The 16556-nt window shown below is 67.2% G+C and carries 14 protein-coding genes; 3 read left to right on the forward strand and 11 right to left on the reverse strand.

The window, feature by feature from the left end:
* Positions 1-3: 3 nt before the first annotated feature.
* Positions 4-1272 carry a sensor histidine kinase gene (locus tag JOF46_RS14035; RefSeq protein WP_209908051.1) on the reverse strand — a complete coding sequence of 423 codons (1269 nt, stop codon included), beginning with the start codon at positions 1270-1272 and terminating at the stop codon, positions 4-6.
* A gap of 568 nt (positions 1273-1840) precedes the next feature.
* Between JOF46_RS14035 and JOF46_RS14040 the strand changes: the two genes are divergently transcribed.
* Entirely contained in the window at positions 1841-2293 is a 453-nt protein-coding gene (locus JOF46_RS14040) for a carboxymuconolactone decarboxylase family protein (RefSeq protein WP_209908053.1), read from the forward strand.
* Here JOF46_RS14040 and JOF46_RS14045 read toward each other — a convergent pair.
* Together JOF46_RS14045 and JOF46_RS14050 are read right to left on the reverse strand one after the other, a co-directional pair.
* Positions 2290-2940, reverse strand: a complete 651-nt coding sequence (locus tag JOF46_RS14045) for a response regulator (RefSeq protein ID WP_209908054.1) — start codon at positions 2938-2940, stop codon at positions 2290-2292. The two genes, JOF46_RS14040 and JOF46_RS14045, sit on opposite strands and share 4 nt — an antisense overlap.
* Positions 2928-4892, reverse strand: a complete 1965-nt coding sequence (locus JOF46_RS14050; protein WP_209908056.1) for a sensor histidine kinase — start codon at positions 4890-4892, stop codon at positions 2928-2930. The genes JOF46_RS14045 and JOF46_RS14050 overlap by 13 nt, the downstream gene beginning before the upstream one ends.
* A 161-nt stretch (positions 4893-5053) precedes the next feature.
* Here JOF46_RS14050 and JOF46_RS14055 point away from each other — a divergent pair, with 161 nt between their 5' ends.
* On the forward strand, positions 5054-5785 hold the full coding sequence (locus JOF46_RS14055; RefSeq protein WP_209908058.1) for a hypothetical protein: 732 nt from the start codon (positions 5054-5056) through the stop codon (positions 5783-5785).
* A 72-nt stretch (positions 5786-5857) separates the two neighbouring features.
* On the opposite strand, the gene JOF46_RS14060 is transcribed toward JOF46_RS14055, so the two are convergent.
* From JOF46_RS14060 to JOF46_RS14090, 7 genes are all read right to left on the reverse strand, one after another.
* On the reverse strand, positions 5858-6940 hold the full coding sequence (locus tag JOF46_RS14060) for a type II toxin-antitoxin system HipA family toxin (RefSeq protein WP_342592552.1): 1083 nt from the start codon (positions 6938-6940) through the stop codon (positions 5858-5860).
* Positions 6941-7050: 110 nt separating this feature from the next.
* Positions 7051-7251 carry a helix-turn-helix transcriptional regulator gene (locus JOF46_RS14065; protein WP_209908060.1) on the reverse strand — a complete coding sequence of 67 codons (201 nt, stop codon included), beginning with the start codon at positions 7249-7251 and terminating at the stop codon, positions 7051-7053.
* Between the two features lie 160 nt (positions 7252-7411).
* A complete protein-coding gene (locus tag JOF46_RS14070) occupies positions 7412-7789 on the reverse strand; it encodes a glyoxalase superfamily protein (protein WP_209908062.1) in 378 nt (125 codons plus the stop codon).
* A gap of 110 nt (positions 7790-7899) precedes the next feature.
* The gene (locus tag JOF46_RS14075) at positions 7900-9540 is read right to left on the reverse strand and encodes an ABC transporter permease (protein ID WP_209908064.1); all 1641 of its coding nucleotides are present in this window, start codon (positions 9538-9540) and stop codon (positions 7900-7902) included.
* Entirely contained in the window at positions 9537-10493 is a 957-nt protein-coding gene (locus tag JOF46_RS14080) for an ABC transporter ATP-binding protein (RefSeq protein WP_209908066.1), read from the reverse strand. Before JOF46_RS14080 ends, JOF46_RS14075 begins: the two co-directional genes overlap by 4 nt.
* Before the next feature lie 10 nt (positions 10494-10503).
* Entirely contained in the window at positions 10504-11178 is a 675-nt protein-coding gene (locus tag JOF46_RS14085) for a TetR/AcrR family transcriptional regulator (RefSeq protein WP_209908068.1), read from the reverse strand.
* Positions 11179-11268: 90 nt separating this feature from the next.
* Positions 11269-11649, reverse strand: a complete 381-nt coding sequence (locus tag JOF46_RS14090; RefSeq protein WP_209908070.1) for an SdpI family protein — start codon at positions 11647-11649, stop codon at positions 11269-11271.
* A 165-nt stretch (positions 11650-11814) separates the two neighbouring features.
* On the opposite strand from JOF46_RS14090, the gene JOF46_RS14095 reads away from it, so the two are divergent.
* A complete protein-coding gene (locus JOF46_RS14095; RefSeq protein WP_209908072.1) occupies positions 11815-12915 on the forward strand; it encodes an ATP-binding protein in 1101 nt (366 codons plus the stop codon).
* Between the two features lie 22 nt (positions 12916-12937).
* On the opposite strand, the gene JOF46_RS14100 is transcribed toward JOF46_RS14095, so the two are convergent.
* Entirely contained in the window at positions 12938-16507 is a 3570-nt protein-coding gene (locus JOF46_RS14100; RefSeq protein WP_209908074.1) for a DNA polymerase III subunit alpha, read from the reverse strand.
* Positions 16508-16556 lie beyond the last annotated feature (49 nt).

The following is a 16556-nucleotide window of genomic DNA, read 5'->3' on the forward strand; positions in this document are numbered from 1 at the left end:
CGTTTAAGAAAGCGGCAGCCTGAGAGTGATCTCGGTGGGCCCTCCCCGGGGCGAGGAAATCTCCAGCGTCCCGTCAACGTTCGCGGCGCGGGCCCTGAGTCCCTCGATGCCGCTTCCGGCTGCCGGGTCCACTCCCCCGACACCGTCGTCAAGCACGCTGAGCACCAGCTGCTTCCCGTGGCCGGCAGTGGCGACCTTCAGGGTGACGCGCGTGCCTGAGGAGTGCTTGGCCGCGTTGTTCAGCAGTTCCGCGGCGCAGAAGTACGCGATGGCCTCGATCGCCGGGCTGGGGCGGGAAGCCAGCGAATAGGTCAGGGACACGGGCATCGGGGCCGCCGCAACCAGCGATTCCAACGCCGTGTCCAGGCCATCGTTGATGACGGCGGGCCGGATGCCGCTGGCCAGGCCGCGCAGGTCGTTCAACGCATCGGTTGCCGTTCCCTGCGCGCCCGCCAGCAACGCCTTGATGTTTTCCGGGATGTCTTCACCGGCCAAACGGTCCCTGGCATCCCCCAATTTCATGGCAATGGCCACGAGCTGGGCCTGGGTTCCGTCATGCAGGTCGTGTTCGATCTGCGCCAGCCGGGCGTCGGCATCCTGCACCGTATGGCTGCGTCTTTCCTCGAGGCTTTTCACCCGCAACTGCGCCTCGGTGGGACCCAGCAACCCGGAGGCCAGACTGCCCTGCAGGCTCGCCAGGCCGTTGTTGATCGCGGGCCACAACAGGAAAGTGAACAACACACCGACGGCCGCGTACACCAGGTTCCAGGTCGGGCCCTCGGCGTAGATGTCGGAACCGATGCTCGTTCCCCGGTGCCAGCTCCCGTCCTTCGCCTGCATCAGGGGAAGCCACTGCACCCAGTACCAGTAGGTCAGGCAGCCCAGGCCCGCAACAAGAAAGGTGATGCTCAGCAGCGAGGCAACCAGTGTTGTCGCGAAGCCGGCCAGCATGTGCGCCAGGGCGCGCCAACCGCTTGCGTCGCCCAACCCGGAGCGGATGAAGCCCATGAATCCCGGGCGCCTCACCAACCTTGGCGGGGCGTCGACGTGCCGGTCCAGCAGCGACCCGGTGAGGGCCCTCTGCAGCCGGCCCCAGGATCGGGCACCCATGAGCATGGCCGCGGCAACGCTGAGCCCGATCACTGTCACCAGGAGGGATGCACCCAGCGATATCGTCAGGATGGCATAGGTGAATCCGAAGGGAGCAAGGAACAACATGGCCCAGTGGTAGGCAAAGGCTCGCCAGGTTTTTTTCTTGAAGAATGCGGGCACGAATTTCTGGTCCTTTTCAAGCATGGAGCGGGGTGACTCGGTTTCTGGAAATGTTGGCCTCATGGAGCCCATGGAATATCCGTCCGGGGGCGATGCAAGCGCATTCCTGTTCATGCTCTCCAGCATTCTACGGAAAATGGGTTGGCGACATGGGGCATCCCACCCTTTCGCACGGGGGGATATCCCCCGTTTTTCACGTTTGTCCACGCCGGACGGACGACTTCGCCGAACCCAGGGGCACGGAAAAGAACCGGTCCTGAACCGTCGGCTGCGCGGGCGCCAACCAAGGTTATGGCCTTAACCTTGGTTAGCGCCGCCCTTATCCAAGGTTGAGACCGTATCCTTCGGCAACGAATCCCAGGGCACGTCGGAACCACCATCAAGCCTGGGGTGCAAAACAGCGACACGATATGCGTAGAAGCCCCTTGCCCGGAGCATCGGCGAACATCGCGAAGATCTGCTGACACCGAATGTACGGGCCCATCTGTCCAAACGCGGACTGCTTGGCTCCTGAGGACCGTTGTCAACCCCCTAGCTACTTGTCAGCAAGCCGGGCTAGCATCTAGTCATGGAACCCAGGGTGAATCTCAGCAAGTCCGATCCTGCTGCGTATGCGGCGCTGTTGGCCATGAACAAGGCCGCCAGCGATTCTGCCAATGCCGCAGGAATTGATCCCAAGCTTCGCGAACTGCTCAAGGTGCGGGCCTCGCAAATCAATGGCTGCACCTATTGCCTGCGCATGCATACCCGCGACGCCCTCGAGCTCGGGGAAAGCACCGATCGTCTGGCCGTGGTCTCTGCGTGGGCCGACTCCGAGTACTTCACCGCGGTGGAACGTGCGGCCTTGGCCTTGTGCGAATCCATCACCATGGTCTCGGTGGACCACGTCCCGCATGGGGTGTACACCATGGCCCGGGCGGTGCTGTCCGACGAGCAGATCTCGGCCGTCGCCTGGCTGAGCGCGGCGATCAACATGTTCAACCGGGTCGCGATCACCTCCCGTTACCCGGTCAAGCCCTAGTTGCTTCCCTGCGTCTGCAGGTAGGTGACCACCGCCATGACCCGGCGGTGGTCCTGCGGGGCCACGGGCAGCTCGAGCTTGGCCAGGATGTTTCCCACGTGCGTCTCCACGGTGCGTTCGGTCAGCCAGAGCCGCTGGGCAATGCCCAGGTTGGTGCGCCCCTCGGCCATCAGCGCCAACACCTCGCGCTCACGCGCGGTCAGTGCCTCGACGCGGCGGTTGGTGCGTGCGGCTCCGATGAGTTCAACAACCATTTCCGGGTCCAGTGCCGTGGCACCCTGGCGCACCCGGCGCAGGGTTTCGAGGAATTCGTTCACATCCAGCACCCGGTCCTTGAGCAGGTAGGCGAAGTACCCGCCGGGGACCAGCCGTGCGGTGTGCGTGGTTTCCATGTGCTGGGACAACAGCACGATGCCCATCCGGGGGAACTCGCCGCGCAGCAGCACCGCCGCGCGCGCCCCGTCGTCGGTGAGGTCCGGGGGCATGCGCACGTCGCAGACCAGCACGTCCGGTTCCAGGGCCCGAGTCCGCGCCAATGCGGCCGCGGCATTCCCGACCGCGGCAACCACCTCGTGTCCCGCATCCTCCAAAAGGTTCGAGAGCCCCTGGCGAAAGAGCGCGGAGTCCTCGGCGATCACGATGCGCATGGCAGCACCGCCTCGATGACGGTGCCGCGGCCGTCGTGGCTGCGCACGTTTATTGATCCGCCCAACGCCCCGACCCTGTCGGCCAGACCTGCCAGTCCCCCGCCCGGGGTGCGCGTGGCCCCGCCGCGGCCGTCGTCGCTCACGCTCAGGCGGACCGATTCGCCTTCCCGTCCAAGTCTGACGGTGATGCGCCGGGCCCCGGCATGCTTGACGGCGTTGTGCACCGCCTCGGCGGCCACGAAGTAGGCGGTGGCTCCCACGAGCTCCGGGACAACGCCCAGGGAATCCCCGATCCGCAGCTGCACCGGCGTCGGGGAGCGGCCGCTGAGTTGCCGCAGCGCAGCTTCTAGGCCTTCGTCCAGGGCACTGGGCCTGATGCCGTGGGCGATCTGCCGCAATTCAGCCACGGCCGTGCCGAGCTCGGCCACCGATTCGTCGAGCATCCCGCGCAGGGCCTGCTCCCGTGGCGGCAGCTGCCGCTGGATCCGGCGAAGCGCCATGCCCAGGGCCACCAACCGTTGCTGGGCGCCGTCGTGCAGGTCTCGCTCGAGGCGCTTGCGTTCGTGGTGGGCGGCCAGCAGGATCCGGATGCGGCTGGCTTCCACCTCGGCCAACGCCGTAGAGAGCTCCATTTGTTGCCTGCCCATCTCAACCATCAACGCCAGCGCCTTCATGGTCTCCGTGTTGAACACCCTCCCACGTCCCGGTCCGGGAACAACCACCCCCGCGATCCGGCCGGCCAAGGCAACGGGGACCCCGGTCTCGGACCTCACCGGGCGGCCCTGCGCGTCACGAAAACCGTTCCCCGTGGACACCGCATACCCAACCCGCAAGGCGGGGTCGGATGTCGAGGCACGCAACGTTTTTTCGAGGTCCGCAGGCAGCGCCGCATGGGTGAAGACCTGGTTTTCGAAAGCTTTCAGCGCGTCGATGAGTCGCTCGTGTTCGGCGTAGACGATGCGACCGATCAGGTGCTGGATGCGTGGCCGCAATGCCGCCAGGGCCAGCGTTCCGGCTGCGGCACCTGCCACGAGCAGTGCAATGGAAGTCCTGGATTCGATCCCCGGCCAAAGCGCCAGCAACACTGCCAGCAACACGACAGCGCCCAGCACCGCAAGTAGGCCCAGTGCCGAGACGAGCACGCGACCGGCATCAAAGAGGTCCTCGCGAAGGATTGCCACGGCAATGGCCGCGGGGATGAACAGGTACATGGCCGCCAGCCCGATCATCACAATCGATTCGTTGCCGTTCACGAGGTAGCCGACCCAGCACAGCAGCAGCGTCGAGGGCACGCTGGCACCTGCCACCGCCAACCAACGGATCTGGTTCCGGCCGACGCCATCGGCGTGCTTGAACCGCTTGGCCAGATGAGCCACACTGAGCGCCAACAACGCAAGAAAGACCGGGAGCAGCCCCACGGCGGCCAGGTCGGCACCGGGCATCGGAGCCAGCCCGCGGTGCATGTCCTGGAACGCATCCCCATAGGGTTCGGTGCTCAAGGCCGCAAAAACACCGAAACACACGACCACGGCGCCCAGCCCGATCGCCAGCTTCCGGGCACCTTTGTCCTCGAGGCGGCCGGAGGGAAACACCAGGAGCATCAGGGCCCAAGGCAGGTAGAGGAGCATCCATCCGCCCTGTGTCGATGAGATCCATAGTCCATTGACCGGGAGTTTGCCGGTTTCCTGCGCGGCCGCGAGATAGGTGTCGCCGCATCCCACGGCAAGTATCACCAGCCCTGCACCGCTTAACAGCGCACCTACTCCTTGTTTCGGGAACCGCACGGTGATCAGGTATCCGAGGATGAGCGAGGGCAGGGACATGACGATGCACATTCCCAGCCAGCCGGCGGCCGACGCATCCACGCCCGCCGTCAGCGCCCATGCGGCCGTCGCCAGCGACATTGCCGCCAGCGGAAGCACCGCAATAGACACCGCACGGGCCAATCCCATGCGCCCAGCATAAGCCCGGAGTCTGTCCGGAGCCCTCCGTGCCAGCACCGAGGTTTTTCGGGTGTCCTCCACGATTTGCAGTCGGAGAAAACAGCCCATGCTGGTGGCCAAGCGGACGAAACCATCGCCGCCTGCTGATGAAAGGAAACGCCATGACACGGATGAACGAGCTGCGCGGGGAGGCACCCTCACTCGTTGCGGTGCGGGACCTGCGCACCATGTGGCGGATTGCCGCTGCCCTGCTCATTACCCTGGGCCCCTTGAGCATCCTGGTGATCCGGGCCGTCATGCCCTATTGGACCACCGACTCCCCCGCTTCGATAGTTTCCCAGTCCCTGGCGCATCAGACGACGCTGGATTTCATGGTGTGGTCCGGGCTCTTTTTCACCCCGGTGCTGCTGCTCAGTGTTGCGGCGATCGCGTGTGTGGCCCGCCGGGGTTCACCCGTTTTGGCGACCATCGGCGGCGGGCTCGGTTTTATCGGGTGGAGCATGGGCGCGACCACGGTGAACATGGACTATCTGGTTTCCCAAATGGGAGCCAGCGGGTTTGATCAATCGACCATTATGCACATTGGTGATGCGCTCCAAAACAGCACCTTCGCTGCCGTGGGTGGGATCATCTGGCTCATCGGTCACATTTTGGGCATGATACTCACAGGAATCGCCCTGGGTCGGGCGGGGATCATCAATTGGTGGGTCGCCGGCGCCCTGATGGTTTCCCAACCGTTCCATTTCATTGCGGCCGTCATCATTCCGAGCAGACTGCTGGATGTGACGCTCGGCTGGGGGCTGACGACAGTTGCCAGCGCCTTTGTCAGCGTGGCAATCCTGCGCATGGCCAACGACCAATGGGATCTGGGGCCCGCGGCCAGGATTCGATCAACCCGCTGAGGGGAAAACCACAAACACGGATCGCCTCGGCGTCCATGGTGCAGAAGATGCCCCGTGGACGCCGAGGCGATCCTATGCCTGCAGCTCGTGCCAGCGGAAGCGCAGCTCCCGCTGGGCCCCGCGCAACACTGAACCCTCGAAGGGCAGAGCGGCTAGGTCGATGGTGGCGGCAGCCTTGAGCGCGAGCCGGTTTGCCGATGCTGCGGCCCTGGTCGGCAATCCGAGGGAGTCGGCGAATTGGGCCCAATGCCGGGCCTTGAGGTTCTTCAGTTTTCCCGCAATCGGAAGTGCCATGGTTTCATCGCCGTAGAGCAGTGTGCAGGGCAGGTCATACATGGGCGAGATCTCGAAACCGCCGTCCGGCCTTCCCAGCACGGAGAGATTCTTGGCATGAAGGTCACCGTTGCCGGTCAGCCAGCCAAAGGCAAATTGCAGGTACAGGTTTCGGCGGGCCACCACGGGGGCAATACACAAGCGGGCCAGGGCCAGTGCCAGGTCTTCGGCCGCCACGGTGTACTTCGCGGCCGGGGGCAGGCCCATGACCTGCGTTCCGTCCTCGAGGGCCATCCGGTGCCAGTGGCCGTCGGTTCCCTTACGGCGGTCGAACCTCTCGACCAGCAGGCCGGCCAGTCCGTGCTTGTCATGGATGATCCGGTTGCCCACCACCGGGAGGTTCAGGTTTCTTGCCCCGGCCAGGTGCGCGGACTCGTTGGCCACCAGATGGGGGTCCTGCGCGGGATCGAGCTTGAGCAGATAGCGTCGGCCCAGCGTCGCCAACGCCGTGGTGAGCATCGAGGCGCTCGCCTTGTCCTGGACCCCGGGAAGTGCGTGCAGGTCCACCGAGTTCGCCAGGACGGCGAAGTCCAGGTCTTCCGGCGTCGAGGTGTCCGCCAGCGACTCTGGTTCGGCGGGAACGTCCCCCGCGGGAACCACCTGTACGTCGCCCGGGACATCGGCACCCACGGCGAGCAGCAAGGTCAGTTCGTCGTCGAAGCTGGTCTTGGTCGCATTCTTCAACACCGTCAGCCGGTGTCCCTCGGGAAGCAGCCCCGCAAAGAACGCGGGAAGGGCACCATTGGGCGTCTCGACCGCGGCGTTTTCCAGCGGAAGGGAAAAGGCCACCGGCGCCTTGCCGCCGGCCAGGTAGCTGTCCAGTTAGCCGAAGCGGATGCCCCCGGCAGCCGTTCGGGTCAGCTCCCCCGCGTGGACACCGTTCTTGTAGACGTCGGCACCCTCGATGAACCTGAGCCGTTGGAGGTCCGGGGTCATCGACCGACGCCAATCTTGAGCCCCAGCACGTTGAGGACGGAGGCCACGGCGCGCAGGGACGGATTGCCGGTGGCGGTTTCCAGCGCGCGCACGGTCCGTTCGGAGACCTCGGCCAGGTCGGCCAGTTCCCCTTGGGCCAGCCCGGCGTCCTTGCGGGCCCGGCGGATGTCCAGCGCCAGTGCCGATACGGTGTCCATGCCACTTCTCGCACCGGCAAGATGCTGCCGCTCTTGGTTTTTTCCCTTCCCGTGATCCATGAACAACCCGATTTCGGCAGGATCTTGCCGAAAGCGGGTTTCTGGATGGGATGCACCCGCTGGAAGGCGGATGATCGGCAAGTTGCTGCCGGTTGGGTGGTTATCCGTTCGGGCGCTGCGGCAGGTATTGCACCGCCCACTTGTTGCCGTCCGGATCGGCGAAGTACACGAAGTGCCCCCACGGCTGGATGTCGACGTCGCTGACGTCCACGCCGTTGGCCTTGAGCTGGTCGTGGGCCTTGTGGATGTCGCTGACCACCATCTGCAGGCTCGGCGCCGTCCCCGGGGCCGCGTCGTTCAGGCCCTCGCCGATGGTGATGGAGCAGGCGGATCCCGGCGGGGTCAGCTGGACGAATCGGATCGACTCGGTGGGCCGCTCGTCGTAGTCGGCGTTGAACCCGACCTTGTTGACGTAAAAATCCTTGGCGCGGTCCACATCGGACACGGGGACAAACACAAGTTCAAGTTTCCAGTCCATGCCGCCCACGCTACTGCCGCAACAAAACCCGTGTAAAGGGATTGCGGGGGCTGCGCACCGCCCGGGGCGCAGCCCCCGCAAGGGGGAATCAGGGCACACGCCCCGGTCCGCTATTCGGGCATCAGGTCCCTGGCCCGGAAGCGCCAGAACCCGATCGTGGCCAGCACCAGGGCGACGACACCCAGGACCACCAGGGGCAGCAGGGCGAAGTCCTCGGCCGGGAGCCGCGGGACCGCGCCGAACGGGGTTGCCTTGATGACGTCCTCGGACAGGGAAAACAATCCGCCGAACATCGCGGCCATGACCGAGAGCCCGTAGACGGCCCACGCGATGCCGGTGCTGGGCCGCGGGATGAACCCCTGGCAGAAGAGCAGCACCCCGAGCATCAGCAGCACCGCCGGCCAGTAGGCGAACGAGGCGGCGGCCATGGCCCCGCCAGTGGAGGCTCCCTGGGACGAGACCCCGGTGAGGTAGCCGCCGACCAGCAGCATCGCCGCGGAGCCGACCCCTGCCACCAGGACGTGCGCCCACAGCCAGCTGAAGCGTGAGAGCGATCCGGCCAACTGGCTCTCCAGCCGCCCGCTTTCCTCCTCGCTGCGTGCCCCGGCCAGCGCCTGGACTGCGAATGCCCCGGCCAGCAGCCCGTTGAAGAGCACGAAGATGCCCATCACCCCGTCAAGCATGTCGTGCCCGGCGCCCACGAAGGACTTCGCGAACGGGTTGTTGGGGTCCAGCACCGAGGTCATGGCCTTGGCAACCGAACCGAAGAAGAGCCCCGCAACCACCGCGCCCAGGAACCAGCCGACCAGCGAGCTGCGCTGCAGCCGCAGCACCAGGCCCAGCGGGTTGGCCAGCAGCGCCGAGGCGGTTGCCGGGCCGCCGCGCTCGGGCAGGATGCCGGCGCCAAGGTCGCGCCGGGTTCCCAGGCGCAGCGCCAGCGCGCAGCCAAGCACCGCCAGACCCAGCAGGGCCAGCAGCGGCCACCAGTTGTCCTGGCCGAAGGAGCGCATGTTCTGCGCCCAGCCAATGGGCGAGAACCAGCTCAGTGCGCTCGGGTCGGTGCCGTTGGCCTGCAGGTCGGCACCGGCACGGATGAAGTAGAAGAGCGCCAGCAGCGCCACGGCCAGCGAGTTCGCCCCGCGGCTGGTGGTCGCCAGCTGGCCGCAGATCGCCGAGATCGCCACGAACGCCAACCCGGTGCCGGCGATGGAGGCGCCCATGGCCCACGACCCGCCGGTCGGCAGCGCCAGGGACAGGCACAGCAGGGAGACCAACAAACCGGTGAGCACGGACAGCGACCCTGCCACCAGGTAGTTGGCAACCGAGTAGGCGTGCCGCCCCAGGGCGGCCGAACGCAGCAGCTCGGTGCGCCCGGTTTCCTCGTCGGCCCGCCCGTTGCGGGTGACCAGGAAGATCGAGGCGAAGCCCAGGGCGACGGCAAGGGTCATCCAGATCTTGATGACCAGAATGCCGCCGAGCGAGCCTGCCGCGTAGGGCAGGCCGGTCATGGCCGCCACGGCCGGGGTGTTGGCCACCTGGGCGTAGGCGTCGCGGGCCGCCTGGGTCGGGAAGGCCTCCTGCTGGGAGCCGTAGACGATCGGGATCATCACGGCCAGCACCGCCGCCCAGATGACCAGCCGCAGCCAGTTGCGGCGCAGGATGAATCTCACGGCCGTGCCGACCCCGGCCAGCGACCCGGTGGAGACGGAGGTTCCGCGTGCGGCGCGGCCCAGGGCTGTTGCGCTGCTCATCGCGCGCCGCCCGCTGCTGCGTGGGCGTGGCGCCCGGGCTTGGTGGCCGCCGGCTGAAGCGGCAGTCCGCCGTAGTGGCGCAGGAACAGGTCCTCGAGCGACGGCGGGGTCGAGACCAGGGAACGGGGCGAGTACATGGAAAGCGCCTCGAGCACGTCCCCCAGGTCTTCCTCGCCGACGGTGAAGGTGGCCTTGGGCCCGTCGAGGACCAGGTCGTTGATGCCCGGGACCGAGGCAAGCGCGGAGGTGTTTCCGGCCAGCAGCACCGAGACGGTGGTGCGGTGCAGGTGGCGCAGCGCAACGAGGCGCCCGGCCTCCACGGTCTGGCCCTCGCGGATGATGGTGACGGTGTCGCAGAGCTTTTCGACCTCGGCGAAGATGTGGCTGGAGAGCAGCACGCTGCGGCCCTCCGCCTTCACCTCGCGGATGCAGGCGGTGAAGACCTGTTCCATCAGCGGGTCAAGGCCGGATGTCGGCTCGTCCAGCAGCAGCAGCTCGGCATCGGAGGCCAGGGCCGCGACCAGGGCGACCTTCTGCCGGTTGCCCTTGGAGTAGCTGCGGGCCTTCTTGGTGGGGTCCAGGTCGAAGCGTTCGAGCAGTTCGTCGCGCTTGGCGGCGTCCACTCCCCCGCGCAGGGCCGCCAGGATGCCGATGGCCTGGCCGCCGGTGAGGTTGGGCCACAGGGCCACCTCGCCCGGGACGTAGGCGATGCGCCGGTGCAGCTGAACGGCGTCGTCCCACGGGTCCCCGCCAAGCAGCAACACGCTGCCCGAGTCGGCTCGCAGCAACCCGAGCAGGATGCGGATGGTGGTCGATTTGCCCGAACCGTTGGGCCCGAGGAAGCCGGCGACCTCTCCTGCCTCGACCTGCAGATCCAGTCCGTCCAGGGCCGCGGTGCGCCCGAAGTGCTTGTGCAGGTCGGTCACCGAGATGGCCCGGGTGTTGGTGGACATGGTTTTCTCCTTACCGTTTCACGGTTTCTCCCGCGAGGCCCGCGGGCGGGTTCTTGGTTCCGGCCAGGAAGGCCAGGTATTCATCGAGGTACTCCCGGCTGGTGAACAGCCCCTCGGTGTACAGCTCGAGGGTCGGCAGCACGGCCTCGGCGTAGTAGCGGTCCATCACCGCGCCGAAGTCGTCCAGCGGCAGCTCGGGACGCATGGCGAAGCTGACCACCATGGCGCCGATCGATTGCTGGACCAGGAAGCGCACGCGCGCCTCCTCGTCGCGGCTGGGAACGATGATTCCCCGCTCCACGGCGTCGCGGGAGAATTCCAGGGCCTCGGCGACCATGTGCTCGATGAAGTCCCTTCCCGCGTCCCCTCCCTCGCGGACCGAGCGCAGGATGTAGACCAGCAGGATCCCTCCCTCGCGCGAGGACGGGAATTGGGCGAAGAGTTGCCGGGGCGAGGTATTGAGGCTTTCGTTCTTCAGTGCGCGGTAGCGGGCCAGCACCGTGGCGTCGCATTCGGCGCGCAGCGCTTCCTTGGACCCGAAGTGGTGGCGGACCAGGCCCGCGCTGACCCCGGCCCGGGCGGCAATGGCACGCAGGGATTCATCGAACCCGTGCGCTGCGAAGCACTCGATGGCGGCGTCGCGCAGCCGGGCCCGTCCGGTCAGGTCTTCACGGGCTGTACTCATGTATAGGAGGCTACTCGCGTGTATAGCGCTCGGCAATAGGTCTTTGGTCCCGATTTTTCAGGTCTGGAACGACCGGCTGGAAGCCCCTGTTCAGGGTGTGGTTTCGGCCTCGTTGGCCAAGGTCCTGGCGACGCGGTTGGCTTCCCGCCCGGAGAGCACCAGGAAGGCCGCAGCGACCAGGTAACCGGCACCGGTGAGCGCGAAGGCCACGGCGAACCACCCGGGGAGGCAGGTCAGCGCGGCAGCCAGGAGGAACAGCTGGCCTGCGCGGCCCGCCCGCACCAGATGCGGTGCCGCGGCGTGGTGGCCCTCGATCCAGGCCGTGTCGTTGGCCCGGGTGTGGCGGGTCTTGATGCCGATCCGGTCGTTGCGCGGCAGCTTCCGGTCCCTCATCATCGGGGCCAAGACCCGGGCCATGAGGGTGATGAGCCCGAGCCCGATCATGAAGGGAAGCACTCCCACCAATTCCATGTCCGCCTCCTGTTGCCGTTTTCCGTCCGCCCCAGTCAACCAGCGCTCGCATCCCCGGCCAAATCCCCGGCGGAAGTGAGTCGGCGCAGATCCCGGCGCCCATGTGTATAGATGTGTAAAGTGTGTATAAATACAATTCACATGTTTTCATAGGCAGGAATCCCGATGCCCGGCACGCAAAACCCGTTTCGCCCGACCTTCGGCAGGACGCCTCCGGAGCTGATCGACCGCGATGGCACGCTCGAGGAATTCGAGTACGGGCTGCACATCCGCTCCGGCGTCCTGGGCCTGCTGTCCATCATCACCGGGGCCAGGGGCGTGGGGAAGACCGTGATGCTCAACGAGGCGCAGGACCTGGCCCGGGAACAGGGCTGGGCAGTCATCTCCGAGACCTCCACCGAGGGCTTCTTGGCACGGATTGCCGACGCTGCCCTGCTCATCGACCAGGAGCTTGGGGACGGGCCGCCTGCCCGGAAGGTCGTTTCCTTCACCGCCGGGGGCTTTGGCCTGGGCACGCAGCTTCCCCGGGAACGGCAGGTCGAGTTCCGCAACCTCGGGGCACGCCTGCTGCAGCGCCTTGATGCACACGGCACCGGCCTGCTCATCACGCTCGACGAGATCCAGGACGCCAACCGCGGGGAGTTGCTGCAGCTTGCAGCCGTCCTCCAGCACTGGGTGCGTGAGGGATTGCCCGTGGGGTTTGTCTGTGCGGGCCTGCCGGCCGCCGTCTCCGACATTCTCGACGAAGGCGTGGCCACGTTCCTGCGCCGGGCCGACCGGATCGATTTGCATTCCGTTGCCATCCGCGATGTGCACGACTCGTACGCCCGGCAGTTTTCGAAGGCAGGGATATCGCTGCCCGAGGGGTTCCTGGAGGAAGCCGCCACCTCGACGCTTGGCTACCCGTTCCTGGTCCAGCTGGTCGGGTATTTCCTGTGGAAGGAAGCCGAGCGGGGGGCCGGGGTGGTCGACCTGGCTTCGGCCAGGCGGGCGGTTGCCATCGCCCTGAAGCGCAACGTCCGGATGGTCGTTGGCCCTGCCATCGCCAAGGTCTCGGAGCGGGACATGGACTACCTGCGGGCCATGTCCGTGGACCCGGGCCCCTCCAGCACCGCGATGGTGGCCGAGCGCATGAAGGCATCGCTGCAATTGGCCTCGAACTACCGCGCCCGGCTCATTGAGGCCGGACTGATCGAGACCGCGGGCCGCGGCGAGGTCACCTACTCGATTCCCGGGCTGCGCGAGCACCTGCGCGGCGGAGCGTAGCCGGGCCCAGCCTCGGGCTTGCTCAGGCACCCAGGTAGCCGCGGGTGTCCAGGTCCTCGGCGGCCATGCGCGCCGCCAGCGACCTCTCCGCCTCCCGCACGGGCCTGGCGGCGGAGGAACCGAAGCTCTCGTTGCGGGCGCGTGCGGGGTCGGACAGGTGGCCGGGGGCCGGCAGCGTGGATTTTTCCGACAGGTCCCAGGCATCCAGCGCCTGCAGGCTGATGCCGCGCGGTCCGGTGCGCCGGGTGAGCCCGTGGATCAGCAGCAGCCGGGTGGAGAATAGCAGCGGGCCGCAACGCTGCTGGGCCTCGTGGAAGAACGTCGCATCGACGCAGCCGGTGCCGTCGTCGACCGAGATGAACACCACCCGACGCCCGCCGCGCATCGGCGGGGTCTGGGTGGCCACGCGCACCCCGGCCACCAGGACCTCGGTGCCGTTGCGCATGCCCAGCAGGTCCGCGGAGTGCGAGACGCCCAGGGACCGCAGCAGCGGGGCGTGGGATTCCATCAGGTGGGCGGTGACGTCGATGGACATCAGGTCCAGTTCGGTGCGCACCACCTCGTCCAGCGGCGTCGGCGCCGCCCCGATGGCCATGTTGGCAAGGTCCAGGTCCCCCAGCGGCAGCGCCAGCTGACCGGGAATCGGGCGATGGCGCTGCGGCAGCGCCCTGCCGGCCGGTGCCCGCAGGTGCTCGATGAGATCGGCCCGGTTCCCGCGCCCGGTGCGCGCCTGCAGCGAATCGAAGGCGCCCAGGGCCGCGAAGTGGTTCAGCGAGGTGCGGGTCAGCCCGGAGCGGGCACGCACGTCGGCGATCGAGTCGTAGGGTTGCCCTGCCGCCACCCGGGCGACCTCGCGTTCGGAGACCGAGCGGATCCCGCGCAGCGAGAGCCTGATCCCGTACCGCCCCGGCGGCGCCGCGCCCGCGGCCCGCGGCACCACCGGAAGCTGTGCGGGAGGCAGCAGCCCCTCAAGCTTCTCGACCTTGTAGCCGGGTGAGGAGCGGTTGATGTCCAGCGGCAGGATCGCGATGCCCATGCGCCGGGCCTCGGCGACCAGCAGGCGCTTGGGGTACATGCCCGGGTCGTGTTCCCAGATGCCGGCCAGGAAAGCCTCGGGGTGGTGGGCCTTGAGCCAGGCAGAGTGGTAGGTGGGCACCGCGAAGGCGGCCCCGTGGGCCTTGCAGAAGCCGAAGGAACCGAAGGCCGCCAGCGTGTGCCAGACCTCGTCGATCACCGCCAGCGAGTAGCCGCGGCCCAGCGCCCGGGAACGGAAGAGCGCCTCGACCGCGGGTTCGGCGTGCGGGTTGCCCAGCAGCCGGCGGTACGCATCGGCCTTGGCCAGCCCGCAGCCTGTCATCACGTCGAAGATCCGCAGCACCTGCTCGTGGAAGACGGTGACCCCGTGGGTCTCGGCGAGCGCCGGTGCAAGGTCGGGGTGGGGGTATTTTTCGGGTGCGAAGCCGTGGCGGTTTTCCAGGTAGGGCTTGACCATGTTGGATTTCATGGGTCCGGGGCGGAAGAGGGAGATGTCGATGATGAGGTCGTTGAATTCGCGGGGGGCGAGTTTGCCGATGAGTTCGCGTTGTCCGGGTGATTCGATCTGGAAGCAGCCCAGGGTGTGGGTGGAGCGGATGAGTTCGAAGGTGGGTTCGTCGTCGAGCGGGACCAGGGCGAGGTCGATGGCTCCGTTGGGGGCGATGTAGCCGGGGATTTGCCCGGGCGCTTCTCCCCGGTGTCCGCCTGCCTTGGCGACGGCCTGGGCGTCGGGGTTCAGGCGTTGGATTTCCTCCAGTGCGTAGGTGATGGCCGATTGCATGCGCACCCCCAGGACATCGAGCTTGAGCATGCCCATGGGGTCCATGTCGTGTTTGTCGAATTGGCTCATGGGCAGGGAGATGCCGCTGGGTTCGACGGGGGTGCGGTCGCGCAGGTGTGCGTCGGAGAGGATGACTCCGCAGGGGTGCATGGAGATGTGGCGGGGCAGGCGGTCGAGGCGTTCGGTGAGGTCCACGAGCAGGTCGAGTTGTTTTTCGGTGCCGAGGCGGTCGGCGAAGGGTGCGAGTTCGGGTTTTTCCGCCAGGGCTTCGCGGAAGGATGAGGCGGAGAAGCGCCAGAGTTGCTTGGCGATCACATCGATGTCTTCTTCCTCCATGCCCAGGGCGGCTCCGGCGTCGCGCACCGCTCCGCGGGCGCGGTAGCTGTTTTGCATGCTCATGAGGCTGACGCGGTCACTGCCGAAGCGTTCGAAGATCTTGCGGTAGATCTCGTGGCGCCTGGCGGATTCGACGTCGATGTCGATGTCGGGCAGGGTGGCGCGGTCGCGGGAGAGGAAGCGTTCGAAGAGCAGGTCGTGGGCCAGGGGGTTTACCTGGCTGATGCCGATGAGGTAGTTGACCAGTGAGGAGGCTCCGGACCCCCGTGCTGCGGAGCGTATCCCCAGGTGGGTGATCATGGAGCTGACTTCGGCGACGGTGAGGAAGTAGGGGGCGAAGCCGAGGTCGGCGATGGTGGATAGTTCGGCCTCCAGGCGGTGTCGCATGAGCGGGTCGTTGGCCTGGGCGGGGATGAGGCGGGTGATGCCTGCCTCGGCGCGGGAGGCGAGTTCGTTTTCGGGGTTTCCGGTGATGCCGATGATGTGGGCCTCGGGGACGACGGGGATCGACCATCCGGTGTCGGGGATCGGGTCCAGGCGTGCCCAGTCGGCGAGCGCTGCGGTGTTGCGCAGCAGTGTGGCGGCCAGGGAGGTGTTGGAGGCGGAGCGGGCGATTTCGGCGGCGAGGTGGCGCATGTGTTCGGCGGGTTTGAGCCAGCCCTGTCCGTTGGGTTGGATGTCGTTGAGGGTTTCCAGGGAGGACAGGGCGCGTGCGGAGTCCAGGACGTCGGCGGTGGCGGCTCCGTCGGGGTCGGCGTAGCGTACGGCGTTGGTCAGCACGGGGGCGATGCCCGTGTCGGTGGCGCAGCGCAGCATGCGGATGGCGTGTGCGGTGCTGAGTTTCTCCCCCGGGCTGTTCAGGTGCGTGGTGATCTCCACCCGCAGGGCGCTGGCCCCCAGCAGGGAGCGCCAGGTGCGCAACTGGGTGCGGGCCTGGGTGTAGTGGCGGTGTCCGGTGGCCAGGCCGATGTCGGAGCCCGGTCCGAGCAGGATGGTGAGCAGGGCTTCCCCGTCGGGGCCCAGCGCGTGGGTGGCCAGTTCCTCGCGGGTGATCCCCACGGAGGGCTTGGCGAGCCCTGTGGGTGTGGTGGGTTGGTGTGCGGTGGTGACCAGGTGGCAGAGTGCGGCGTATCCGGCGCCGTTGCAGTGCCCCTTGGCCAGGGCGATGATGCGTCCGGCGGTGCGCAGGGGCGGTGGCTTGCCGTGGGGCGCGGGGTGGGGTGGGGGTTCGAGGATGGCCAGGTCGACTCCGAGGATGGGGTCGATGCCGTGTCCGATGCAGGCCTTGAGGTGCTTGACGCTTCCGTAGAGTCCGTCGCGGTCGGTGATTGCCAGTGCGTCCGCGCCGTCGGCGAGCGCGGCGGCGACCAGGTCCTTGGGCCAGGAGACCCCGTAGTGTGCGCTGAAGGCGGAGGCGACGTGCAGGTGGGTGAAGCTCATGTCGCCGCCCCGTGCCGTGCCGGGAGGTTTGTGCGGCCATCGCTTGGTG

This window comes from Paeniglutamicibacter psychrophenolicus (genome assembly GCF_017876575.1).
GTDB classification, from domain to species: domain Bacteria; phylum Actinomycetota; class Actinomycetes; order Actinomycetales; family Micrococcaceae; genus Paeniglutamicibacter; species Paeniglutamicibacter psychrophenolicus.